We start from the raw sequence: 24,863 nt of genomic DNA on the forward strand, positions 1-24,863 counted from the left end.
TGATTTCTTGCAGGACGATTTCCTTGCAGGACAGATTCCTTACGGACCGGATGCCCTGTAATCCAGTCTAATCGCTGACCTTTCGCCGATCCTCGAACCTACCGATCCAGAGCAAGAGGGCCAGGCCCAGGGTCAGGGTGAGGACCAGACAGGGAACCAGATTGTCCACAGCCGTCACGCCAATTGAAGCACGCAGACCCTCCCCTCCCGGCATGGTCAAGGCCAGAGCCTGTTCGATTCCCAGGGAGCCGAACCTGGTAGGCCAGGTGAAGGGTATCCACTGGCTGATCCCGGGAGTGCTGGCGGCGCCGGACAAGGTACGGCTGTACAGGCCGTTGAAGAGGCCACCAAGGGAACTGATGGATACTCCGGTGCCGAGGACACCAATGGCGATGGTCGCGTTCCGGCCGAAACTCAGGGCTAGGGCGATGGAGAAAAGGTAGAGGCAGAGGGAACCACCTGCCATGCCCACGGTGGCGAGCGCGACGGCCGAGATTGGTGCACCCAGTCCGCCGACCAGAGCCATGGGTAGGCAGTATGCCAGAGCTGCCAAGGCAAGAGCCAGCAGACCCAGCAACCAGAGCACCAGGACCTTGGCTGCCAGGCCCAGACGGCGGCTGGGGATCCCCAGAAGATTGGCCATGTCGCCGGCCTCCCGCTCAGTCTCAATGTTTATGGCAACAACGATAGCGGCCATCAGGGGCATGAAGGCGCCCAGAACCTGGAAGAAGGCATCGGTCTCCAGACCAGGATCATAGGGAGCTGCAGCGAAGTAGGCGCCACAGACGAGGCCGGCCGCCAGTCCGCAGAAGACATGGATGGCGATAAGCACAGATCCATGCAATCGCACGATTTCCGAGGCCACGACCCGGCCGGCTGTCATCCCTGTCATGTCAGTTGGTCTCCTTCCGCGAGAACCAGATTCCCGTCAGGACGGACAGGAGCAGGAACCAGACCAGGCAGACCACCAAGGCCGTCAGGCTCTGCCCGCCAAAGACAGACAGCGCAGCCTTGATCGGGCTGTTGTCCTCGGTCTCTAGAGGCACACCATCAGGCATGACCTTCATGAAAGGCACCGGCAGATTGATCATGGCGGCGGGCGGCAGGAAGGGCCAGAGCCGTTGGCTTCCCCAGAAGGCGATCGAGACCAGCAGATCCGCCATGTAAGGCAGACCGAATCCGATCAGAACACCGAACTGGGCGGTCAGTGCCAGTCCCACCGGTATCATCCAGGAGCAGGCCAGGACCAGCATCAGGGCACTGACTACGAAGTCGACTAGGGAGGGACCCTCGACCCCGGAAACGGCGACTATCAGTGCCGAAAGACCCAGAGCCAGCAGGGTGGCGATGCCGACCAGAAGCAGACAGTAGACGATCTTGGCCCACCAGATCAGAGCGGGCGCAGCAGGCAGGGCCAGAGTGGTCCTCCACCGCTGTTTGCCGTCGATGTTGGCCACGGCGACGCTTATCAGGGCAGTCATGGCTGGGAGGAGCAGGACATACCAGTAGTTGACCCAGGAGGGCATCCAGACATGCAGCCCGAACGCGAAGCAAGCCACGATGGCAATGAGTACCAGAGGGAAAGCCAAGGCCATCCGCCTGGGTGCGGCCGATCGGCCCTTCATGATCTCTGCTGCCAGGATCCTGCCAAAGGAAATGCTCCCACCCTGTGTTCCAGCCTTTGTCACGGCTCGGGCGTCTGAAGTAGCCGTATCCTGCTGGACGAATTGGTTGGCATTCATCTCGTTCATCGTGACCTCCTGAGCACGTCCATGAACAGCCCCTCCAGGTCCTCCCCGGCGTGCAGCTTATTCTCGTAGGCCAGGCGACCGTCAGCGATAATGCCGATATGATCCGCCAGGATTGACACCTCGGAGAGGATATGGCTGGAGACGATCACGCTCATCCCCTGCTGCGGGAAGCTGCGGATCATCCCCCTCAGCTCCTCGATGCCCAGCGGATCCAGCCCGTTGGTGGGCTCGTCCAGGATCAGCAGACGGGGGTTGGTCAGGATGGCGTTGGCTATCCCCAGACGCTGCTTCATGCCTAGTGAGAATTGCCCGGCCTTTTTGGAGCCCGTATCGCTCAGTCCGGCAATGGAGAGCGCCTGGTCGATCCGCTCATCGGGCAGACCAAACAGGGTTGTGCGCACCTTGAGGTTCTGGCGGGCCGTCAGGTTGGGGTAGACGGGCGGCTGCTCGATCAGGGCGCCGATGTCGTAGAGGTCCCGGCGCGACCAGGGGTGCCCATCCAGAATCATGGATCCGCCAGTGGGGTGCAACATGCCTGTGACCATCTTCAAAGTAGTGGATTTGCCAGCCCCATTTGGACCCAGGAGCCCGTAGACTCCGCCCTCAGGAACATGCAGGGACACTTGGTCGACGGCCCGCTGTCTGTGGCCGAAGACCTTGGTCAGCCCCTCGGTCCTCAATATGTAACGCATGGTCAGCTCCTATTCGTTTCCGTGCAGCAGGAGCCAGACTAAAGAGCGAAAATAAAGAAAGATAAAGGAGCGGGCAGAGCCCTCCCGCAATCCAAGGAAAGCATCGTGAAAGGTGAAGGTCTGAGAGGCCTGGAACAGTCACAATTCTGCGTCTGTCAAACCTTAATATCCGACAGGATCCGTATATCTAGCCGACAGAGCAAGAGGCCAGCAGAACAAGGACTTCGCTGGATGGTTTCGCCGAAGGTCATGAGATGTCGATCGGACCCAACCCTCGCTTTCTCCTCGTTTTTACAGCGTGCCGTTTAACACATGCAACCAAGGAAATCAACTCTTTTCTTCCCGCCGGGCCGATGCTACATCTGGTACCTGGCTCTGGTGCACCATGCCAATTCGACAGCACGATCAAAGGAACCACATGCACATTCGACCATTCCTTTCCCTTACTCGATTCAAGCGCACTATCGCAGTCATCCTGGTGCTGGCAAGCGCCCTGTTCTTCCTGGGCGCCTGCGGATCGGGCTCGCAGGCAGACCAGTCCAACCAGTCGAAGGCCTCGGCAGGGCAAGGCACCTTCCCCGTCAAGATCGATCATGTTTACGGCACCACCTCGATACCTGCCAAGCCCAAGCGCATCGCCGCCGTCGGATGGGCCACTCCCGACAACCTCATCGCCTTGGGGGTCGTGCCGGTCAGCATCCAGAAGAACTCCTTCGGCAAGACCGTGGATGGAGGGTATCTGCCCTGGACCAAGGATGCCCTGGATGAGATGCATGTGGCCAAGGCGGATATGCCCAAGCTGCACGACGAATCAGACAGCATCGATGTCGAGGCCATCGCCGCATCCAAGCCTGATCTGATCATCGGCCTGCTCTCCGGCATGACCAAGAAGCAGTATGACACCTTGAGCAAGATTGCGCCGACCATCGCCTATCAGGAGGTTGCCTGGGGCGACCCCTGGCGCAAGGTCATCACGTCCACGGCCCAGGCCATCGGAGAACCCGAAAAGGGCAAGCAGCTGATAGCCGACCTGGAGGAGCGCATCTCAAAGGCCGGAGAGGCCCAACCGTTCATCAAGGGTAAGACCGCGGCAGTGATGTACTTCGATGCCTCCAAGCTCTCCAAGTTCAGCGTCTACACCACCTCCGACGCCCGGCCTCAGTTCCTGAACGACCTCGGTATGGAGACTCCGGAGTCCATCAAGGAGGACTCCAAGGGCACCAAGAACTTCTACAAGGAGATCTCCTCCGAGCATGCCGACAGGTACAAGGATGTCGACATCATCGTTACCTACGGCACCCCGGACCTGCTTGAAACGATGCGCAAAGACCCCCTCCTCTCCAAGATTCCCGCAGTTGAGCGCGGATCCGTCGTGGTCATCGACAGTGACGGCGAGATGGCCAATGCCCTTGACCCCTCGGCCCTGTCCATCCAGAAGACGACCGACGCATACGCCCAACTTCTGGGCGAGGCTGCCGCCAAGGTCTGATCAGGCCGCAGGTAAGGGGATGAAAGAGGGGGAGGTGGCACATATATGCGGTCGGGAGTGACTCCGCGCCCAGGCACCCGGCGAGCAACCATGCATCGCAACGGAAACGGACCCATGGTCCTGTCCGGTCTGATTCTGGCGGTCTGCCTGGTCATGGTCTGCGCCCTGTCCCTGGTTTTCGGATCCCGTTCCGTCAGCCCTTCCGACATCCTCCACGCCCTGTCCGCCTCCTCGGATGACATCGCGGTCTCGGCCATCCGCCTGAGAATCCCCCGCACCGTCCTCGGCCTCCTGGTCGGTGCCGGGCTCGGGGTGGCCGGGACCCTGATGCAGGGCATATCACGCAATCCACTGGCGGACCCGTCGATTCTGGGTTTCAATACGGGGGCGGCCCTGGCGATCGTCTGCTCCATAGCCTTCTTCTCCCTATCGACCCCGGCCCAGTATGTCTGGGTGGGACTGCTGGGCAGTGCGACGACCGCACTGGCCGTCTGGGCCATAGGCTCCCTGGGGCCATCCGGTCCATCTCCGCTACGGCTGACCCTGGCCGGTGTCGTGATCAGTTCGGTACTGGGATCTCTTACCTCCGCCATCCTTCTGCCGCGCATCAATGTCATCAGCTCATATCGCTTCTGGCAGGTGGGCGGAATCTCCGGCGCCCGGTTCGATCTCATGATGCCGGTCCTGCCTCTTCTCGCTCTTGGCCTGATACTCGCCTTCTGTCTGACACCCGGAATCAACGCCTTGACCCTGGGTGACCAGATGGCCGAAGGACTGGGTATGCACGTCGGGCGTGTCCGCAGCCTGGCCTGGCTTGCGGCGATACTCCTCTGCGCCTCCTGTACGGCACTGGCGGGTCCGATTGGCTTCGTCGGATTGGTGGTCCCCCATGTGGCACGACTGCTTATAGGACCCGACTACAGACGAATCATGGCTCTGAGCATCCTAATCGGCCCCCTTCTGGTGGTTGGCGCCGACGTGGTGGGCAGGATAATCACCCGTCCATCCGATGTAGAGGTCGGCATCGTCACGGCACTGATTGGGGCTCCCGTATTCGTGATTCTGGCCGGGCGCAGAAGAACCGCGGAGGTATAGGCATGGATGCTTGCCTCCTTCAGAAATCGCATAGACCCGATGCGATGACCGACCTGCAACGGATACGACGGACCCATACCGTTCGTTCACTGGCAGTCACCATCCTGCTTGTGATACTCCTGGTTGCTCTCGCGCTGTCCGACCTGGTTCTGGGACACCGCACATACTCCATGAGCGACCTGATTGGAGTACTTCTGGGGCAGGGAGACGAAGGGACCAGATTCGTGATTCTCCAACTCCGCATGCCCAGGGCACTGATCGGCTGCGCCGCCGGCATCGCATTCGGCATGGCCGGAATTGGTTTCCAACACCTCCTGCGCAACATGATGGCCAGCCCGGATATCATCGGCATCACGGCAGGAGCCAACACGGCCGCCATCTTTGGCATTGTCGTATTGGGCCTGTCGGGCATGCCTCTGGCCTGCCTGGCGGTCATGGGCGGCCTCCTGACAGCCCTCCTGGTCATAGCCCTGGCCTGGCGCGGTTCGTTCGACCCGACCCGGCTGATACTGATCGGAATCGGAGTGGCCGCAGGGTTCAATGCTCTGGGTTCCTGGCTCATGGTTCGCAGCAACCAATGGGACATCCAGGCAGCAACCCGGTGGCTGACGGGCAGCCTGGCCGATGCCCAGTGGTCTGATCTACCCATACTGGCAACAACAACCCTGGTCGGCGCCATGCTCCTGCTGGCACTCGACAGGAATGTCAGCACACTGCAGCTGGGACCGGAGATGGCCGCCGGACTGGGAGTCAGGGTAAGCCGTGTCCAGTTCGAGGTGATCATCGTGGGTGTGCTGCTCCTGGCCGTCGCAACGGCGACCACCGGTCCCATCTCTTTCGTTTCGTTCCTCTCCGGCCCCATCGCCGCGGTCCTGGTCGGTCGGGGAGCATCGGCCCTTATCCAGTCGGGCCTGGTGGGGGGTTGCCTGGCTCTGGGGTCGGACATCGTCGCTCAACATCTGCCCACAACCCAGGTGCCGGTCGGCATCATCACCAGCATTGTGGGCGGCCCCGTCCTCATCCTGATCATGGTCCTCATGACCCGCAGACAGGAGCTCTGAACATCATGACGTCACCCCCGGCACACGACTCCTGGAGCAGCGCGCATAGGCTGACCGCCTCGCACCTTCGCCTCACCTATGGCGGGCGTACGGTCATCGAGGACCTGAGTCTGGATATACCCCCACACACGATGGGGTCCATCATCGGACCCAACGGGTGCGGAAAATCAACCTTCCTCAAGGCCATGGCCAGGATACTGAAACCGGCCTCGGGGGCCGTCATGCTGGATGGAGAGCCCATCACCAGCATCCCCACCCGCAAGGTTGCAACGATTCTGGGGCTGCTGCCACAGAACCCGTCAGCCCCCGCCGGCATCACCATCGCCGACCTGGTCGCTCGCGGCCGATACCCCCACCACCACTTCGTCGAACGGTGGACGACCAAGGACGAAAAGGCGGTGGAACGGGCCCTTGCCCTGACCGGACTGACCGATATGGCGGGGTGTCCAATCGACCGCCTGTCCGGAGGCCAGCGCCAGCGCGCCTGGATTGCCCTGACCCTCGCCCAGCAGACCGACATACTCCTTCTTGACGAGCCGACCACTTATCTCGACATCGCCTACCAGCTTGAGGTGCTTGACCTGCTGAGCACCCTGAACAGGCAGGAGGGCGTCACGGTGGTCATGGTTCTCCACGACCTGAACATGGCCGCCAGATACTCGGATTGGATCCTGGCCATCAAGGATGGCAGGAGGGTCGCACTGGGCGCTCCCGACGAGGTCATGACCGAGAACCTGGTCACGGAGGTGTTCGACATCGCGTCCACCGTGGTGAAGGATGAGTCCACCGGCACCCCGCTGATGACCCCGGCGCCCCTCCATTGCCTCGAAGCCCACTCTGGCGGGGCTCGTAATGCGCACGTACACTGGGATGACTTGGCAGGACGACATCAAACAATCCGAAGATGTAAAGCCCCTCGTCCCGCCCCCACATCGCTTACCCCGACGTCCCAAACCACAAAACCTCAAGCCACAAAGTCTCAAGCCGCTACAACCTAAACGACGACAACCTGACACCAAGGCCAACCCATAAACCCCAACCGAAAGAGAGCCAGCCATGGAACACCAAGCCAACAATCAGCCTGTCCCTTTGATTCCCTTCCGCGTCTCCGTAGCCAGAGCGGAAACGCTCTCGCCACACTTCAAGCGAATCGTCTTCCAGGGACCGGATCTGAGGATTTTTGCAGACGGCGGCTACGATGAGCGAATCAAAATCCTCCTGCCCCTCCCCGACGGATCCGTGCCGCCACCTTCCTTCTTCGAGGCGACCCCTGAGGATCCGCTCGCTTGGTACCGAAAGTGGAGGACCCTGCCCGCAGAGAGCCGTAATCCCCTGCGCACCTATACGGTTCGCAAGGTCAGGCCCGAGAGCGAGCAAGTCGATGTGGACTTCGTCATCCACGACCATGCCGGACCGGCTGGAGCCTTCGCAGAGGATGCCAGGCCTGGCGACCAGGCCATCATCATCGGCCCTAATGCACAGGCCGGAGGACCGGTCGCAGGTATGGACTTTCATCCAGGGCAATCCAGACATCTCCTCCTAGTGGGCGACGAGACGGCGGTACCAGCCATCGCCGCCATAATGGACAGTCTGATCCGCGACCACTGGCAGGGCGACGGGGTGGCATTGATCGAAGTCCCGACCGAAGAGGATCGTCTTCCGCTGCCCGAGCTCGAAGGAATCCGCGTCATCTGGACGGTCTGCGACGAATCCGGGCATGGGCACACCCTCACCGAAGCCATGTGCAACCTACTGGAGGACCTGCCAATCCATTCGCCTACGGCCGCAACCGCTGAATCTTCCAAGGAATTCACAGAGGTCGATATCGACAAAGAGCTGCTCTGGGAGACTGCCGATGCCGCCCAAGCCGATGCCTCTATTCATGCCGACGACCTGTATGCCTGGATCGCCGGAGAGGCAGCCACCGTCCGCGAGCTGAGACGCATGCTGGTCAGAGACCGGGGAATGGACCGGCGCAGCGTCTCTTTCATGGGTTATTGGCGCCAGGGCCGCAGCGAGATGTCCTGACCGGCCGAATCTCACACACGGACGGCCACCCACCTTTGTCCTTCCTGACCTGTGAGTTTAGAGAGCGGTCGCACAAGTTCCCCTGATCGTGTGAGCATCAGGTCATGAGCTGCCAAATCGAATCCGCCGCAGCATCTTGCCGGACTTACGCAGAGAGATCACTGGCCTTGCTTGCTAAATGGCGTATTGCGGGAGAAAACAACCCGGTTCGGACCTGACGGGACAGTCCCCGTCAAATCAGCCGCAGTACTCCTGGAAGAAATTGGCGATCACCTGGTGACCATACTGGCTGCCGATGCTCTCAGGGTGGAACTGGACACCCTCCATGAGCGACCGGTCCCGCCTCAGACCCATCACATAGCCATCCAGAAGCGAGCGCGCGCTGATCTCCAGGTCGGCGACCTGACTGACCGAGGCCTCGTCGGCAACCAGGGAATGGTATCTGGTCACATCGAAGGTATCGGGCAGGCCCTTGAAGCAGCCCTTCCCGTCGTTTCTTATCCCGCTCACCTTGCCATGCTGACGACTGGAGGCCCTGACCACCCGGGCTCCGGCGTGTACCGCGATGGCCTGCATGCCCAGACAGATGCCGAAGACCGGCTTCCGTTCTGCCACCTGGCCCAAGAGCTCCAGGTAGCCGCAGTCTTCCGGGCGGCCCGGTCCGGGACCCAGAATGACCGCGTCAAAGGTGAGCGGGTCCACCTCGGCAAGGTGGTTCACCCGAACAATGGTCGTATCGGCGCCCAACAGGTCCACGTAGTTCTTGACCACATAGACGAAACTGTCGAAGGCATCAACCAGCAAGACTTTCATGGGCCAGCTCCTTTCCGGTGATGGCCAGGTAGGCCGAACTCATCTTTTTCATGGTCTCCTGCCACTCGCTCTCAGGCTGGGAGTCCTCGACGATCCCCGCCGAGGCGCGCAAGTGATAGCTGCCGGAATGGTAGGAGGCCGTCCTTATGCACAGCGCAGTCAGAACCAAACCGTCAAATCCGAGGAAGCCCACCGCTCCGGCATATACCCCGCGCGAACTGACCTCGGTCTCCTCGATGATCTCCACGGCGCGCACCTTGGGGGTTCCCGTCATGGTGCCGGCGGGGAAGGCGGCCGAAAAGACATCGTACTTGTCCAGGCCAGGCCGGATCCGGCCGACCACATCCGAGACCATATGAATAACGTGGGAGTAGACCTCAGTATTCATCAGCCGGTCCACTTTCAAGGATTCAGGAGTGCAGCACCTGGCTGCGTCGTTGCGTCCCAGATCCACCAGCATCAGGTGCTCGGCCCGCTCCTTGGGGTCGCTGGTCAGCTGCCTGATGGCCGCCTGGCGGGCCTCTTCTTCTCCAGGGTTACCGACCGTTCCGGCGATGGGCCGCAGGGTTATGTCACCATCAGGGGTCAGCCCGATAAAGAGCTCGGGGCTGGCTCCGATGACATGCACCCCCTGGGGAGTCACGAAGTAGTACATATAGGGGGACGGATCCTGCAGACGCAACCGCTGGTAGACCTGAAAGGGCGGAATGCGGGAATCCACCTGGATCTCATGCCCGAGCTGGAGCTGATAGACATCGCCCTGGGCTATGTGCTCCTTGCCCTTGGCAAACCACTGATAGAAACGGTCCCGGTCGATCGTGTCGCGGGCCTCGTATGGATAGTCCAGCCCAATGCCACCCTGGATGCCGGTCTGGGCAGCATCCGATTCAGGAGATTGTCCCGGCGATGCGTCGGATTGGAGCAACCCCAGCACATCTTCCAAGGACGTGGATCCATGCCCCGGTTCATCGCTCTCCATTGCCGTATTCTGGGCCTGTGCATCAGACCGTACAGAAGATCCTCGCTCTGGAATGTCACACTCGGCAGTATCCCCTTCGACATGAATCAAAGTAGCGCAGTGGTCGCCGGCCTTCAGATCCAAAGTGATGATTCCCCGATAAAGCGTCAACGAGATGACCGGCAAGGCCGCGTCCCTAGGTATGCGTTCCTCCAGATCTTCAATCATGAAGATGGTGTCATATCCGGAGTAGCCAAACCAGCCCATCCCGAAGGGGCCTTCGTGGTCGCCGCTGATGACAAAGGAGGATTCCAGCCGCCGCAGCACTGCAAAGACCTCCTGGATGTCGGGGACCGGGTGGTGGACCACCTCCTGCTCAATCCGGCCAAAGGGCTCCAGCAACCCAGTCAGCTGAGCATTGCCCAAAGGATCAATGGTCATGACGTGGTCCGTCACGCTCAGGGTTAGCATGGGCTCGAACCCGATAACTGAGCGATTCCGATCCTTATCGGGGCCACTCAGAGACTCCAGAAGGAAGAGCTGATCCTCCCGATATCTGGTTCGCAGCCGCCTGTAGATGGCCAGGGCATCGAGGTCGCTGGAGAACTGGCGGGATTCCATAGTTACGTTGATAGTCATTAGAGCACGTCCTAGGTCAGATACTGCGGCTTGAAAACGGCATCGAAACCCCATCTGACGCCGATTCAGTACGCTATGGATATGGATTTTCCTATGGCAGCATGTCCGCAGATAATAAAAAAGCAACCTCAAACACTGAGGTAAATATATGAATCAGAAGAAGAACCGGCTAAAACATCAACGCCATCGGGCATCGACATAGAAGAAGACACCCTTGGGCAGCCAAGGCTGCAGTGATGTCGTTTTCTCCATGGCCACGATGCTAGAGCACCCATATGCATACGACCAACCAGTATCCATAATTCGGACGTAATCAGTCCACATCAATGGAATACGCTCTGAAAGCAGCAGGTCGGCTTAAGCGTGGCTACAGCCAAAACTCAGCCGCCTACGGTTTCACGCCGCCGCCAGCCAGCAGACGCTTTGCCAGCTCTTCCCGAGTACAAATGTCCGCTCCAAGACCCAGCCGCAAGGCAAGCTCGCTGGCAAAAGGCCGCTCAAGCATGCTTTCATCAAGCAGAGCCTGATCCTGGAATATCTCCCCGGCCGTGCCTGTTCTCAGCAGCTTCTTATGCGCCATGACGAAGAAGGTGCTGAAGTGCTCGGCTGCGAATTGCATGTCATGGGTAATGGCGATTACGGTCACGCCGCGATCGGTCAATTCATCCAGAATGGCGCCGAGTCGATTCAGGCCCCGATAATCCTGCCCTGCAGTAGGCTCATCTAAAATCACGATTCTCGTGCGCATGGCAAGAACAGAGGCAATGGTCACGAACTTCCTGGCCGATAGGGGCAGATCATAGGGGTTCTCTTCCATCTGCCCGTCCAACCCGCATATGGTCGCGGCCCATTTGCTCTGCTCCTCCACCGTATCCGCATCAAGCTTGAGCATTTTCGGACCGAAGGCTATCTCCTCGCCAACAGTGTTGTGGAAGATCTGATCATCGGGATTCTGAAAGACGTACCCGGCGATTCTGGACATCTGGGCCGTGGTGTGCTCCCTGGTGTCTTCCCCGTCAATCAACACCTTCCCCGACGAGGGGCGCAGGAGGCCGTCCATCATTTTGACTGTGGTGGTTTTCCCGGCTCCGTTCTGCCCTAGGATCGCAATCCTGGCACCTGCTTCCACGGAGAAGCTGAGGTTCTCGACAGCCGAGTACCCATTGGGATAGGCGAAAGTCACATCACGGAATTCGATAATGGGCAATGCTCAGCCCTCCTTTCCGGCAAAGCCGATTTGCTTGGACAACATGGGTAGTATTTCCGACAACGTGATCGGATTGCCCTGGATTGGCCTGCCTTGCTTGCGCAGAGTATCCGCCAGGAGAACCGCTTGCGGCAACATCACACCGTCGTCAAGCAGTTCGACACGCGACAGGACGTCATGCTTTTCACCAGTGCATATCAATTTGCCATCGGACAGGACTATGACCTCGTCGCAGTATCTGGCGACCAGTTCCATCTTGTGCTCGACCAGTATGATGGTTTTCCCCATCGCCTTCATCCCATCGATGATGTCAAACACACGCTTGGTCTCACGGGGATCCAACTGCGAAGTCGGCTCATCGATCACGAAAACATCAGGCTCCAGAACCAGCACAGAGGCGAAGGCAACCCTTTGCTGCTGGCCTCCGGAAAGCTCGAAGGGGTTCTTATCCTTGAGATCGGCGATGCCGGTGGTCTCCATGACCGAGTTCACGCGTTCCCGGATTTGACAGACGGGCAGCCCCATGTTTTCCAGGCCATAGGCGATCTCTGCGAATACGGTGTCGCGAGCTCCCGTGATCTGATTGAAGGGATTCTGGAATATATACCCGATGCGCCAGGCCAGGTCTCCACTGTCATACTCAGACAAGGGCTTGCCATCGAAAATAACTTCTCCAAGCAGCTCACCCTGGTAGAACTCCGGTATGAACCCACGAATCAAGTTGCACAGCGTAGTCTTGCCGGAGCCGTTTGCGCCGATGACCGCATAGAACCTGCCCTTTTCAATCTTCAGATCTACATGGCGCAGACTCGGGCGGTCGGCCAAGGGGTAGGTATAGGTCACATCCTTGAGTTCTATATAAGCCAAAGCGCAATCCTTCCGGCGATCAATGCGACGAATGCGACCGTAATAAGGATCACGGCCACCTTATCTGCAGGAGTGGCTTTAATGTCCTCCAGATGAGTAGGAGTCCTGCTCGACGAGAACCCCCGTGCCTCAAGCGTGAGCGCGCGTTCCTCAGTACCGGCAATCGAACTGAGGACCAGCGGAATCATGGTCGGGAGAAACACCTTGGCACGAGTCAACACACCTCCTTCAGTCTCGACTCCTCGGGCCCTCTGAGCATTCATGATGGTCTTGGATTTCCTCCTGAGCACTGGCACTATCTGCAAGGTGGAAAGCACCACATAGGAAGCCTTTGGACTCATTCCCGCCTTTTCAAGAGAAAGCACAAAATCCTTCTGCTTGGTGACGGCAAAGAACCATATAAGGCTTCCACCGGCGCACAGGAGCATAAATCCCAGGTTCAAGGCAAATATGATGCCCTCGTACTTGACGCTGAAAATCCAGAAGGTGAACAGTATGCGTCTTGCATCCGGGTAGAAAAGCGTTTGAATGACGAAGAGGATGAGGAAAAGCACGCCCACCGTTTCCAGCTCTCTTCTGATAAAAACAGACCAGACTCCGCTCGCTGCTGCCAGAGCGTTGATGAACAAGAAACAGATGAGCTTGCTCGCTATTCCTGGCAGCATGAAAGACACGACCATGAGCACTACAGCCATATAAAACTTCGTAAGCGGATACAGATTGGCAATGACGTTATGACCAGGCATGCAGCTCAGTCCTCCGAAGACGGCAGGCCAGCGGAATCACGGGAGGAACTCTTTCCAGTAGTCTTCGCAGCCTCCTTCTTTATGTACTTGTCGCCAAAGGGGTACTTGATCAGTGAACGGGCCGGAATGGCCTTGACGATCAGCCAGGCGATGAAGACCGAAAGAATCTTACCGGCGCTTTCGGTGACGATGTATACGGACAATACGGATGTCAGTATTTTCTGCCCAGTCGCCATAAGGCCGGCAGCAATCATGGAAGCGCCGCCTCCTGATGCACCGCCAAAGAAGAAAACAGTGATGGGCGTAGCTGTGATGGTGCCGACAAGCCCAAGAACGATGCCTGAAACAATCAGCTTCCATACCTTGGTCATCATGTTGTACTTGGCCAGAAGACCGGCGGCCAGCCCGATGAAGAAGGCACAGATTGCATAAGGGATCAGGGTGGGATCGAAAATCCCGTTTATCAGATTGGTCAGGACTCCCGTTATTGCAGCCGGAATAGGCCCGACCAGAGCCCCCACCAGTATGACGCCGATGGTATCCATGTCCAGTGGCAGCTTCAGCACCGAAGTAAGCTGGCCGCCGACGATGTTGATGGCAATGGCCACTGGTATCAGCAGCAGGACCATCAAGGAGAATTTGCTTCGCTTGTTGGCTTTCTTCATAATTTTCCCTTCCTCGCTTACTCGATCTCTTCGTGAAAAATCGTGGTGAACAGCAGATGATAGAACCGGTCGGCATCAACGCTGGCCGCATATCCTGCGTTGCACTCGCCTTCATGCCAATGCCCATCGATATCGGTAATCGACTGTCCTCTGGCCAAACCATCGACAACGACATCGATATTCGCCGGCCTTACTTCAAGTATGTCTGGGTCAAGCATGTAGGCGACCGTCAGCACGTCATGCATGGGCGCCACAGCCTTATGCCTGGACCGCCAGTTATCATCCAAGCCCTCGCGGGTGATGTCATACAGAAACCGGGACAATCTGGTGCCGACCAGCCTGATTCTCTCCCGCATCTCGCAGGTGAGCGCAATCTTATTGGTGACATCAAGGCCGATTACAGTCACATCCGCGATCCCTGCCTGCAGAACTTCATGGGCTGCTTGCGGGTCGGCCCAGAAATTGTATTCAGCTACAGGACTGACATTCCCTGTATATTTCGCACCGCCCATGATGATGAGGCGCTTGAGATTGGAGGCAAATTCGGCGCTGCTGCGGATGGCACAGGCGATATTGGTGCAGGGCCCTGTAGCGAAGAGCGTTATCTCACCGGGATGGCTGTTGACATATTCCACCAGAAAAGTGACAGCATCTTTTGACTGCTCATGGCTGTCGGAGGCAATGGACTGTGCATACCCACCCAATCCGTCATCCCCGAACGCCTCGACGGTCGCGGGCTGCCTATCGTCCAAAGCCCTTGAGCAGCCTCGATACACCGGGATGTCCGACCTGCCGCACAAGGCAAGAATGTTCAAGGCATTGCGCGTGGTATTGTCAATCGCTCCATTGCCCGCCACCGTGCATAGGGCCTTAAGGTCGCACTCCTGCGAATGCAAGGCGAGGATGATGGCCAAAGCATCATCGCAGCCGGGATCGCAATCGATAATGATCGGTTCAGGGCTCATCTGGACCGCCAACCTTCGGTATCGTTCATGTGCCTGCCTCTCCTTTCGTCTTCAGGACCTGCCTGAAGCCTGTATTCTGCCGGGTGGATAAAGGGCTCTGCTTTTACTGCTGACTGTGATGGTTCTGGTGCTTGGCCTTTGCGGTTAATCGGAAGCCGCCATTCAGACTCAGGCCTCGGATTCAGATATGTGCAGGCTCCAGGACAGCCATATGGCTGGCAAAATGATGATGATGGTGATGATGATGGACCGGGGTATGCAGATGCAGTCTCTGTGCAAGACCGTCTGTGGCCCTTTGACCATGGTCCGTCAGCTTTTTCACTTGATTATGGGAGGGCATGGCAAAGGACCGAATGTCCTTGTCAAATAGTGCCGTCGGCACCGTCATGCCTGACTGTCCCATGAGACCGTTATACACGATTGCGGCTACATCCTCAGCAATCGCCAGTCCTTCCCGGCAAGTCCGCTTGAACCCTTGACTGATCCCCGCCGATGCACCTTGCTGAATCTTCTTCGATTCTGCATTCATATTGACAAAAGCCGGACCCAGGGGCAAACCCTGGACCCGGCTCTCTCAATTAGCAGCTCGGAATATCAGTCCTCGTCCTCAGCCACGCGGGAGTGGCTGTAGATCATCTTCATGGAGCAGATGAAGAGCACCAAGCCCAGCAGGATGATCACGCCGCCGATCATGAAGACGTTAGCGTAGGTCGAAGCCAGGCCCTGTGCAGTGCCGGCCAGGCTGCCCGAACCCATGGATCCGTTGGCCATGAGCTGGCCGAAGAGGGCGACACCGATGGAGCCGGTGATGGCCTGGAGCAGGTCGTTGAAGCCAAGCACACGGCCGGACTCCTCAGGAGCCACGGTCAGGGTCGCGGTGTCAACGATGGGCTGGTAGAAGAAGGAGGTGCCGAAGTAGTAGATGCAGGGTGCCACAGCCAGGGCCCAGATCTTACCGGCGGGGATCAGGAAGGCGATGGCGATCAGACCGCCACCCATGCAGGCCAGAGCCAGGATGACTGAAGCTTTGCGACCAATCTTCTGAATGATCGGCCCGGCAGCAAACCCCATGATGCCAGCCAGGATGATGGACCAGACCAGCAGGTTGGAAACCTTGGAGGAGTCGATGCCGTACACGTTCAGACCAATGGCGTTGACGCCAGCATTCAGTGTGTAGCTGAAGAAGTAGCCGACGAAGATAACGGTCATGGTCATGGCGAAGGCCGGATTGGTCAGCATCTTCGGAGTGATGAAGGGGTTGCTGGCCTTGTTGACATAGACCAGGAAGGCCACCAGGGTCACGATGCAGGCGATGCCCCAGCCCCAGTTGATGTCGGTGAAGAACATGGTCACCGAAGCGGCGAACAGTCCGATCAGCGTGAAGCCGATTCCGTCGATCTTGGCACCAGCGGCATGCTGGTCGGGCAGGTTCTTGGCCAGGACGGGAATGAAGAAGACGGCCACAATGCCGACGCCGAAGAGCCAGCGCCAGTCAAGCAGAGTCATGTAGCCGGCCAGGAAGACACCCAGGGCAGCGGCAAAGCGGAAGACTGCGACAAAGACACCGTACCAGAGTACGCGCTTCTTTTTCTCCACATACTTAGAGACCAGAACCAGGAAGATGGACCCGGAAACCTGCCAGCCGGCCGACTGCACCACTCGGGCGGCGATGACGATCCAGATACTGAAGGTGCCGAAGCAGCCCAGAATCGACCCCAGCACGAAGACGATCGTACCCAGGATCATCATCTTCTTCAGGGAGACGAAATCTCCCAGGGAGCCGTAGATAACACATACGATTCCCAGGATGATGCCGGGCAATGAGGTGATCAGCGGAGCCAAATTGGTCTGGTTCAGCTGCTTGCCGATGTTCACGTAGATCATGCCGAAGGCCTGCTGCTGAAGCACGCCCAGGGTAAAGATGATCAGGACCACCGGGATGGCCACTCGGGCCATCTTGTTCATTTTCGCGAACTCCGGAGTCCCCTCCTCTGGAACGGGTATGCCGTTCTTCTGCTCCTCGGAGACAGTTGACTCGCTCATTTTTCTTTAATTTCCTTTCGGTTCTTCTCAATGCGGAAGCTACTGACGGCGAACTCGGCCGACCCTGTCGACAAAGGCGGAGCGGAATCCGTCCACATCCACGTCCACGCAGACGCTGGCGTTGGCCTTGTCGCTCAAGATGCCCTCGTAATCGACCACCGTGGCGCCCAGGGTGAGCGGGCTGGAGATTTCGACGTCCACAAAGGCCTCGCGCATGGTGAAAAGGTCGGGCTGGAGCAGGACCATAGCGGCCGAAGGATCGTACATCTTGATCCCTTCTTCGATGTGTCCACCGTCGTAGGACCGGAAGAGGGATGCGACCATGCCGCCCACTTCGCCGGCTGCGTCCAGATCGTCCAGATCTCCGGCGACCAGATGGGCCTTGCGACCGATGTCCAGACCAACCATGGTCACAGGCAGCCCGCTGCGGAAGACCATCTTGGCAGCTTCAGGATCGACGGAGATGTTGAACTCGCCATAGACTCCGATGTTGCCGCGTCCGGTGGAGCCTCCCATCATGACGATCCGGTCGATGCGGTCCTTGACCTCGGGGAAGGTGGCCAGCAGCAGGGCGATGTTGGTCAGAGGGCCCAGGGTCAGGATGGTGACTGGCTCATCGCTCTCCAGAAGCACCCGCCGCTCCTCTAGGACCGCATTGTTCTCGGTCAGCAGGCTGGCGTCCGGCTCAGGGAAGACGAATGACCCCATCCCCGACTTGCCGTGGGCTTCAGTGGCGAATCTGTTGTCACGCATGAGCGGGGCCGCAGCGCCACGGGCCACGGGGATGCGCCTGCCCAGGAAGGTCAGCAGCTTCAGGGCATTGTTGGTGGTGTGGCCGATGCCCACATTGCCTGACACCGAGGCTATCAGCCTGATGTCGAAGCTGGGCTCGTCGACCAGCATCGTAATGGCCGCAGCATCATCGATGCCAGGATCCGTGTCGATGATCAGTGGTCTGGTCATTGCTTCACTCCTTTTGCTCTTGTCGTATCCAAACTCAAATTCCTGCTCCCCGATTTGGCCCGCCAGGCTGCATCGACAAAGGCAGAGACGGTGAAGATCGGGCCATCCAAGCCGATTTGCCGGGCCACCCGAGTGATGGGCGGAGGCGTCACATAGGCCTGCTCGAGCACATCGTCCCGGGCGAAGACCTCCTCGCGACTGCCATCCAGCAGGACCCGGCCATGCTGCATGAGCACAACCCTGGGGAAGTTGCGGGCGACAAACTTCATGTCGTGGGAAATGGTGATGCAGAGTCTGCCTTGGCCCCGAAGACGGGCGATGATGGCCGCCAGCCGATCATTGCCCGCCTTGTCCTGTCCGCATGTGGGCTCGTCGAAGACTACGGCACCCGTATCCATCATGAGGACGGAGCCGATGGCACAGAATTTCTTCTCGGTAGGGCTCAGATCGAAAGGATGATCGTCCAACCGGTCCGCCAGACCCACCAACCCAGCAACCTGCTCCATACGTCGCGCTATCAGATCCTGATCGAAACCAAGCTGCCGGGGACCGAACGCGAATTCCTTGCGCACACTGTCCAGAAAGAGCTGATCGTCGGGATTCTGAAAGACGTACCCCACCTTCCGGGCCCACTGGGCCGTGTTCGCCGTAGCCAGATCGACGCCGTCAATCAAGATGCGACCCTTGGTCGGTCTAAGGATGCCGTTCAGATGTTTGGCCAGGGTGGTCTTGCCAGCGCCGTTCTGACCGATCAGCGCTACAGGCTGATCACCTTCGAGGGTCAGATTCACTCCGTCCAGGGCACGATGGCCATGCGGGTAGACGTACTCCAGATGCTCCAGATCGATCTTCACCGCAGCGCCTCCCGAATCATGCGTACCGCCTGGTCCTCGCGTACGGGCAGATCCGACAGGTCGAATCCTGCGTCCTGCAAACCCCTGCCGAGCCTGACGTAATCCGGTATGTCAATCCCCCACTTCATGGTCTCGGGATCAGTGAAGACCTCCTCAGGGGTGCCCATGGCACGAACCCGACCTGCTCCCAGGACCATGACCTGATCGGCGCATCGAGCGACCCGCTCCATATCGTGATCAACCATTACTACGGTGATCCCCTCCTGGTTGAGCTGCTTGACAATGTCGAAGATCTCCTCGCTGCCAAGCGGGTCCAGCTGGGCTGTGCATTCGTCCAGAACCAGGATGTCCGGTTCCATGATCAAGGTCGAGCCAAGGGCCACCCGCTGCACCTGTCCGCCGGAAAGCTCCAAGGGGTTCTTGTCGAGCAGATCCTCGATATGCATAAGGGCAGCCACCCGAGCCACCTTGGCATGCATGGTTTCACGTGGAACCCCATGGTTGCCCAGCCCGAAGGCCAGTTCCTCTGCCACGGTCCCAGCCGTATAGGAGAGCTGATTGAAGGGGTTCTGAAAGACCAGGCCCACATGTCTGGACAGATCGGCAATGGTCGAAGTGGCTACGTCCCTGTCCTTGATCCGAACGCTTCCCTTGGATTTGCCCACGAAATAGTGCGGAATCAGACCGACCAAGGCGTTGCACAGGGTCGATTTGCCAGATCCGTTGGCTCCGACGATGCAGAAGAAGCTACCCTGCTCCACGTTGAAGCTCACCCGCTTCAAGGTGGTTCGATTGGCATCACGGTATCTGAAAGAGAAGTCCTCCACTCGTATGACCTCGGTCATGCCCGACCTCCCCATTGAATGGCCATGGTGATCAGGTCGGTGCGCGCGAGGCAGCCGAGCACCAGAGCCAGCACCAGAAAAACGGTGAACAGGATGGTCATCACGGTGTCGCTGCGCCGCCAAACTACCTTAAGGTAGCTGGTCTGCCGCACCCCTCGAATACCGAATCCGCGGGTCTCCAAGGTCATCCCGCGCTCCTGCGAATCCGTCAGGGAGGAAAGAACCACCGGTCCGAGCAGGGGCAGGAAGGCCCGCGCCCGGGAAATCAAGCCGCCGCCGGTCTCCAGACCACGTGCATGCTGAGACTGCTCGATGACCGCAATCCTGCGCTGCATCTGAGGAACCACATTCAGACTGGCCAGGATCAGGTATCCGATCTTCGATGGCACGCCTATCTGTGTCAAAGCCGCAACCAGGCGACCCATGTAGGTAGTTTTATTGGTCAGGTAGAAGGACCCCAGGAAGACCAAAAGGGTTACTACGATTTTGGCCGCATAGAGGCTGCCTTCAAGGCCCAGTTGGGCGAACCCCAGGTCAAGAATGACCTTGGTGTTCCTCGGGCTATAGCACCCCTGTATGAACAACAGCATAATCGTGACGGGGATACCGAACCCCAGCACGACACCGGAGAAGGGCCGGAGCACCCGGGCCAAGGCCGCTGCTAGGAAGAGCATGACGATGATTCCCAGACCCAGAGTAAAGTCCGGCCAGACCAAGGTCGCCAGGCCCAAGGAGCACACGCCAGCGATCTTGGCCATGGGATGCATGCGGGCCAGCGGGGAATCAGGAATCCCATTCGATGCGGGGCCAGGCATCAGCGTTCAGACCTTTGGGCGCGATCATGGTCCAAGTTCGCTGGAGCACCTGTCGAGGAGCCCTGATCAGACTCTGCCGCGACATCGACCTTCACTGGCTGCGCTGAACTCTTCTGGCTGGACGCTCCAACCGCTACGCGTTCATCTTCGTCTTCGTCCTCATCCAGATCATCCAAATCGTCCAAATCTGCCTGGCCCTCGCTGCCGTCCAAGGCATACTGGCTCAGGAAGCGCTTGGGGATTCGACGCACGATCACATAAGCGATCAGGACGGTAATGCCCTTGTCGATCAGATTCTCCAGCATTGAGGAGGAGAGCACCGAAATGACGATGTTCTTCACAGCCACCACCAATGCAGCTGTGAGGACCGAAGTGCCATTGACTCCGGTGGCGCCCCCGTAGACGAGCACGGTTATCAGAGAGGCGGTGACCGTGTTGACCAGGGCGCAGGCCAGCCAGACCAGGATGACTCCCCATATCCGTTTGAAGAGCCCGGCCTTGACCATGTATCCGATCACCAGGCCGCACAAAACGCTGGAGAGCGCATAGGGCAGGTAAACCGGATTAGCTACCAAGGCGAGGAAGACATTGGTCAGCAGTCCGCACAGGGCAGCCACCCAAGGCCCGGACAGGCAGGCGATGACCGTGGTGCCAATCATATCCAGGAAGAGCGGCAGTTTGAGGGTGGAGCTCAGGGTCCCACCGATGAGGTTGATGCCCACCGCAATGGGTATCAGCACCAAGGACTTTGTCGAGAATTGAGCAGTGATTCCTCTCCACAACGATCGTGCGCTCATAATCCGTACCGCCTTTGGTCCTTGAATGTCGATTTCTGCAGATGGCCGTCGCTCACAGCCAGATCCGCATCACCGCTTTGAGAAACCACTTTCGTAAACAACTTTCATTGACAGAGACTATCAACAGCTGCATGGGGTGTCAAATGCGAAACCTCTGACGACGTTCTCTCGGGTAAGCTTGATTCGCTAGATCCAACAGGCCAACGAAGCCATTCGCCGGAGCGTCAGAGATGAGGAGGACAGGAATCCCATGAACATCAAGGACATTGCCCAGCTTGCCGGCGTATCCACATCGACAGTCTCCAAGATCGTGAATCACAGGGACGCGAGCATCACCGCCGCCACGCGCGACAGGGTCCTTGAGCTGGTCAGGAAGTACCACTACACGCCTTACGGATCCTCCAAGCCCAACACCACCACCTGGAGAATCGGAGTCTTGCTGAGCTCATCCATCTCCATGGACTCCACCTTGGACGGAGTCATCCAGCAGGCACAGAAGTCGGGGTACGGCACCCTGGTCTTCAACAGCTACGGCGATCACGACCAGGAGGAGCGCAACATTCTGGCCGCCCTGGAGCATCGAGTGGATGGCTTGGTCTGGGAACCCATCGACCAAACAAGCCTGGCCTTGAAAAGCAAAATCGAGGCACGCGAAATTCCCGAACTGACCATTGGACCCCTGGGAGACGACCGGGCCGCGCTCATGCCCTACGAGGAGGCTGCTTACAGTCTTACTGAAGAGCTGATCAATCGCCACCACACCAGCATCGCTTGCCTGCTCTCACCAGGCAGGCGGACCCAGAGCTTCCTGCACGGCTACCGACGCTGCTTGTTCGACCATAACCTCCAGTACCACACCGACATGGTCCTGGAAACCATCGGCGAGGACCTGACCCAAGTCCTGGAGAACCGGCACGTCACCGGAATCGTGGCATCCCACTACCACCATGCCCTGGAATTCCTCCAATTCGCTGAATCCATGCATTACCACCTGCCCCAGGACCTCTCCCTGGTCTCCCTGATGAACGACACCAACGTGCATCTGCGCTACCCAGGCAGCCCAGAGATATCGTCCTACGTCATGCGCAATGCCGATTTCGGCGCCTATCTGTGTCGAGGGATCATCCGCGCCATCGAGCATGAGTCTGATTCGAGCGAGACCTTCGAGCATGTTTTTGCCCTGGACGGCGAGAAGACTATTGGCCGACCCCCGGACCAACAATGCAAGAAGATCGTGGTGGTCGGCAGCATCAACGTGGACACCTACCTGACCGCTCCTAGCCTGCCCAAGGCCGGTATGACCACCACGACCAGAAACTTCGCCTCCACACCGGGGGGCAAGGCCACCAACCAGGCGGTAGGCGTGGCCAGGCTGCGGCATCAAGTCTCCCTGATCGGCAATGTCGGCAGTGATCCAGCCGCAGACTACATTTACAAAACTATGAGGCAAGCCCATGTGGATGCCGCTGGTGTGCGCAGGGTCAGCGGGGCGGACACGGGCAAAGCCTACATCTTCGTCGACAGCAAGGGCGAGTCGATGATTTCCCTGGTGGCGGGCGCCAACGAATCCCTGACCCCGGATGACATCACTGAGCGTGACCAGATCTTCAGAAACACCGGCTACTGCCTGATCCAGACAGAGATCCCCATGGATACTGTCGCCGAGGCCTGCAGAACAGCCAAGCGCCACCAGGCCGCCACCATCGTCAAACCATCATCCTGCGACCACCTGCCCGAGGACCTCCTGTCTTCGATCGACATCCTGATCCCGAATCTCAACGAGTTGAACACCCTGATACCCGGGCCAGGATCCGTGGTTGATAAGGCGAAACAGTTCATCGACGGCGGGGTGGGCAAGGTCATCATAACCCGGGGCGAGCACGGCTGCACCCTGGTCACTGCCAGCGGACACAAGGACTTCCCAGCCCACGAGACCCGAGCAATCGACGACACCGGCGCCAGCGATGCCTTCATCAGCGCCCTGGCCTCCTACCTGTGCAACGGTTGTTCCCTGGACAAAGCCGCCCATATCGCTAATCTGGCCGCCGGCTTCAGCGTCGCCCGCGAAGGCGTCATTCCCTCTCTGATCAACCGCCGCCAGCTGGAGGGCCTGATCGATTGAGCAGTCCAGACGCGAGTATGGTCAGATTATCTGCCCCAATACACTTGGCCTTTCAACACAAAACCCGTGTGCTTATACTCTGAACAACACATCATTCGCCTCAAGAACTTTCTAGATAATGTGGAAGTATCACCGAATCATCAACCATGTAGGGAGAAGATGAAGTGACGAAGCACCGGGTGACTATCCGCGAAGTAGCTCACAAAGCACAGGTATCTCAACAGACAGTTTCCAATGTAATTAACGGAACCGGTCGAATGAGCGAACAGACCAAGAAAAGGGTGCAGTCTGTCATAACTACCTTGGGATATCATTCCAATCGGCCCGCTCAGATGCTGAGAACGGGGCATAGCCGGATGATCGGCATCACTGTTCCTCGGTTTGATCAGCCGTTCTGCAGTTTATTCTGTGACTGTGTAGCACAATATGCTCATCAAGAAGGGTACGGCCTGGTCGTAAGCGTATTCGGCGACAATTTTGAAGAGACCATCAAAGAAACCTACCAACTCAACGCAGATGGGTGGATTTTCTTCGCTGATGCCACTATTTTGCGACGCATCCGTCACCTTAAGCAGGACTATCCTGTCGTATTGGCAGGCGACTATCTGGGCGACGGTGAATTGGATGCAGTTATGATGCCCAACGTTGACGCATCACGTTACGCCACGAATTGGCTTATCGAACATTCGGACGGCCATGTAGGAATGATTGGCGCATCTTTCGAAACATACGAACAGGATGCCAAAGATCCTGATCCGATACCCCAACGACTTCGTCATACGCGGGATAGAAACACAGATATGAGACTGCACGGATATCTATTAGCCCTGCAAGATCACGCTATACAACCTGATTGGACGATTATTCGTCCCGTCCGTAAATTGATCGAAGCAGAAGGCGAAAGAGCTACAGAGATGCTGCTACAAACAGGAGATATACCGTCAAGCATTATATGTGCCAACGATGCCTTAGCGCTGGGCGCCTTGTCTACTTTGTCCAAACACCACATTTCCGTACCGGAACAAATACAGGTAATCGGTTTTGACAATACACGCGAGTCCCATTACTCCTCGCCGCCACTGAGCACGGTTGACCCTCATGTCATGCAATATGCTCAACTGGCGGTCCAACAACTCATCGCACGCATTGAAGGCTCCAGCGAAAAAGTCCACGTTCTAACAACTGGCTATCGGCTGGTTGAACGTCACACCACTATCTAATAGCAGGCAGGCATTTCAGCTCACCCTATTGATGCATGATCACATGTGACGAATCCAATATAACGACTCCATAGATTTTGTTATTCTTTGACGGCTCCTGCGGCGAGGCCGGATTGCCAGTATTTCTGCAGGAGGAGGAAGGCGATGACCAGGGGGATGATGGTGATCAGGCTGCCGGTGATGACCAGGTTCTGGATGGCCTGCCCGCCCGCGGTGCTGGCCTGGTCC

Annotated in this window: 23 protein-coding genes and 2 pseudogenes; 7 read left to right on the forward strand and 18 right to left on the reverse strand. The window is 58.2% G+C overall.

The window, feature by feature from the left end:
• Positions 1-67: 67 nt before the first annotated feature.
• The 3 genes from LPC22_RS03550 to LPC22_RS03560 are packed head-to-tail and all read right to left on the reverse strand — an operon-like array spanning position 68 to position 2,443.
• Positions 68-892 carry an ABC-2 family transporter permease gene (locus LPC22_RS03550; protein ID WP_229132157.1) on the reverse strand — a complete coding sequence of 275 codons (825 nt, stop codon included), beginning with the start codon at positions 890-892 and terminating at the stop codon, positions 68-70.
• 1 nt (position 893) lies between these two features.
• Complete coding sequence (locus LPC22_RS03555) at positions 894-1,751, reverse strand: lantibiotic immunity ABC transporter MutE/EpiE family permease subunit (protein WP_229132159.1); 858 nt, start codon at positions 1,749-1,751, stop codon at positions 894-896.
• Positions 1,748-2,443 carry a lantibiotic protection ABC transporter ATP-binding protein gene (locus tag LPC22_RS03560; RefSeq protein ID WP_229132168.1) on the reverse strand — a complete coding sequence of 232 codons (696 nt, stop codon included), beginning with the start codon at positions 2,441-2,443 and terminating at the stop codon, positions 1,748-1,750. The genes LPC22_RS03555 and LPC22_RS03560 overlap by 4 nt, the downstream gene beginning before the upstream one ends.
• 418 nt (positions 2,444-2,861) lie before the next feature.
• Here LPC22_RS03560 and LPC22_RS03565 point away from each other — a divergent pair, with 418 nt between their 5' ends.
• Genes LPC22_RS03565 through LPC22_RS03585 form a run of 5 tightly spaced genes read left to right on the forward strand, consistent with a single transcriptional unit; the run spans position 2,862 to position 8,116 of the window.
• Complete coding sequence (locus LPC22_RS03565; protein ID WP_229132170.1) at positions 2,862-3,932, forward strand: iron-siderophore ABC transporter substrate-binding protein; 1,071 nt, start codon at positions 2,862-2,864, stop codon at positions 3,930-3,932.
• Positions 3,933-3,977: 45 nt separating this feature from the next.
• Positions 3,978-5,027, forward strand: a complete 1,050-nt coding sequence (locus LPC22_RS03570; protein WP_229132172.1) for a FecCD family ABC transporter permease — start codon at positions 3,978-3,980, stop codon at positions 5,025-5,027.
• A 44-nt stretch (positions 5,028-5,071) separates the two neighbouring features.
• The gene (locus LPC22_RS03575; RefSeq protein ID WP_229132174.1) at positions 5,072-6,088 is read left to right on the forward strand and encodes a FecCD family ABC transporter permease; all 1,017 of its coding nucleotides are present in this window, start codon (positions 5,072-5,074) and stop codon (positions 6,086-6,088) included.
• Between the two features lie 5 nt (positions 6,089-6,093).
• Entirely contained in the window at positions 6,094-7,086 is a 993-nt protein-coding gene (locus LPC22_RS03580; protein ID WP_229132176.1) for an ABC transporter ATP-binding protein, read from the forward strand.
• A 58-nt stretch (positions 7,087-7,144) separates the two neighbouring features.
• Positions 7,145-8,116 (forward strand): siderophore-interacting protein, encoded by a 972-nt coding sequence (locus LPC22_RS03585; protein WP_229132178.1) that lies wholly within the window; start codon positions 7,145-7,147, stop codon positions 8,114-8,116.
• Positions 8,117-8,353: 237 nt separating this feature from the next.
• Here the strand turns inward: LPC22_RS03585 and LPC22_RS03590 are convergent, their stop codons facing one another.
• The 14 genes and pseudogenes from LPC22_RS03590 to LPC22_RS03655 form a co-directional block, all read right to left on the reverse strand.
• Positions 8,354-8,929: an anthranilate synthase component II gene (locus LPC22_RS03590; RefSeq protein ID WP_229132180.1), complete on the reverse strand. Its 576-nt coding sequence runs from the start codon at positions 8,927-8,929 to the stop codon at positions 8,354-8,356.
• Entirely contained in the window at positions 8,910-10,526 is a 1,617-nt protein-coding gene (locus LPC22_RS03595) for an anthranilate synthase component I family protein (RefSeq protein WP_229132182.1), read from the reverse strand. Before LPC22_RS03595 ends, LPC22_RS03590 begins: the two co-directional genes overlap by 20 nt.
• 388 nt (positions 10,527-10,914) lie before the next feature.
• Positions 10,915-11,733, reverse strand: a complete 819-nt coding sequence (locus LPC22_RS03600) for an energy-coupling factor ABC transporter ATP-binding protein (RefSeq protein WP_229132183.1) — start codon at positions 11,731-11,733, stop codon at positions 10,915-10,917.
• Between the two features lie 3 nt (positions 11,734-11,736).
• Positions 11,737-12,576 carry an energy-coupling factor ABC transporter ATP-binding protein gene (locus LPC22_RS03605; protein WP_229132189.1) on the reverse strand — a complete coding sequence of 280 codons (840 nt, stop codon included), beginning with the start codon at positions 12,574-12,576 and terminating at the stop codon, positions 11,737-11,739.
• Between the two features lie 11 nt (positions 12,577-12,587).
• Positions 12,588-13,346 (reverse strand): energy-coupling factor transporter transmembrane component T family protein, encoded by a 759-nt coding sequence (locus tag LPC22_RS03610; protein WP_284143460.1) that lies wholly within the window; start codon positions 13,344-13,346, stop codon positions 12,588-12,590.
• 5 nt (positions 13,347-13,351) lie between these two features.
• Positions 13,352-14,011 (reverse strand): ECF transporter S component, encoded by a 660-nt coding sequence (locus LPC22_RS03615; RefSeq protein ID WP_229132193.1) that lies wholly within the window; start codon positions 14,009-14,011, stop codon positions 13,352-13,354.
• A 17-nt stretch (positions 14,012-14,028) separates the two neighbouring features.
• Positions 14,029-14,976 (reverse strand): nucleoside hydrolase, encoded by a 948-nt coding sequence (locus LPC22_RS03620; protein ID WP_229132201.1) that lies wholly within the window; start codon positions 14,974-14,976, stop codon positions 14,029-14,031.
• 181 nt (positions 14,977-15,157) lie between these two features.
• A complete protein-coding gene (locus tag LPC22_RS03625; RefSeq protein WP_229132202.1) occupies positions 15,158-15,505 on the reverse strand; it encodes a hypothetical protein in 348 nt (115 codons plus the stop codon).
• 65 nt (positions 15,506-15,570) lie between these two features.
• The gene (locus tag LPC22_RS03630) at positions 15,571-17,019 is read right to left on the reverse strand and encodes an MFS transporter (protein WP_229132204.1); all 1,449 of its coding nucleotides are present in this window, start codon (positions 17,017-17,019) and stop codon (positions 15,571-15,573) included.
• 39 nt (positions 17,020-17,058) lie between these two features.
• A complete protein-coding gene (locus LPC22_RS03635; protein ID WP_229132206.1) occupies positions 17,059-17,982 on the reverse strand; it encodes a nucleoside hydrolase in 924 nt (307 codons plus the stop codon).
• Positions 17,979-18,836, reverse strand: coding sequence for an energy-coupling factor ABC transporter ATP-binding protein (locus LPC22_RS03640; protein ID WP_229132208.1), 858 nt, complete (start codon positions 18,834-18,836; stop codon positions 17,979-17,981). Before LPC22_RS03640 ends, LPC22_RS03635 begins: the two co-directional genes overlap by 4 nt.
• On the reverse strand, positions 18,833-19,681 hold the full coding sequence (locus LPC22_RS03645; RefSeq protein ID WP_229132216.1) for an energy-coupling factor ABC transporter ATP-binding protein: 849 nt from the start codon (positions 19,679-19,681) through the stop codon (positions 18,833-18,835). Before LPC22_RS03645 ends, LPC22_RS03640 begins: the two co-directional genes overlap by 4 nt.
• Positions 19,678-20,496 carry an energy-coupling factor transporter transmembrane component T gene (locus tag LPC22_RS03650; RefSeq protein ID WP_229132218.1) on the reverse strand — a complete coding sequence of 273 codons (819 nt, stop codon included), beginning with the start codon at positions 20,494-20,496 and terminating at the stop codon, positions 19,678-19,680. The genes LPC22_RS03645 and LPC22_RS03650 overlap by 4 nt, the downstream gene beginning before the upstream one ends.
• 146 nt (positions 20,497-20,642) lie before the next feature.
• Positions 20,643-21,293 (reverse strand): annotated as a pseudogene (locus LPC22_RS03655) (ECF transporter S component); the annotation flags it as partial.
• A 250-nt stretch (positions 21,294-21,543) separates the two neighbouring features.
• On the opposite strand from LPC22_RS03655, the gene LPC22_RS03660 reads away from it, so the two are divergent.
• The gene (locus LPC22_RS03660) at positions 21,544-23,415 is read left to right on the forward strand and encodes a PfkB family carbohydrate kinase (RefSeq protein ID WP_229132231.1); all 1,872 of its coding nucleotides are present in this window, start codon (positions 21,544-21,546) and stop codon (positions 23,413-23,415) included.
• Positions 23,416-23,594: 179 nt separating this feature from the next.
• Positions 23,595-24,635, forward strand: coding sequence for a LacI family DNA-binding transcriptional regulator (locus LPC22_RS03665; RefSeq protein ID WP_229132337.1), 1,041 nt, complete (start codon positions 23,595-23,597; stop codon positions 24,633-24,635).
• A gap of 80 nt (positions 24,636-24,715) precedes the next feature.
• Here LPC22_RS03665 and LPC22_RS03670 read toward each other — a convergent pair.
• Positions 24,716-24,863 (reverse strand): annotated as a pseudogene (locus LPC22_RS03670) (carbohydrate ABC transporter permease); the annotation flags it as partial.

It is taken from the genome of Bifidobacterium mizhiense (assembly GCF_020884755.1).
Classification (GTDB): Bacteria; Actinomycetota; Actinomycetes; order Actinomycetales; family Bifidobacteriaceae; genus Bombiscardovia; species Bombiscardovia mizhiensis.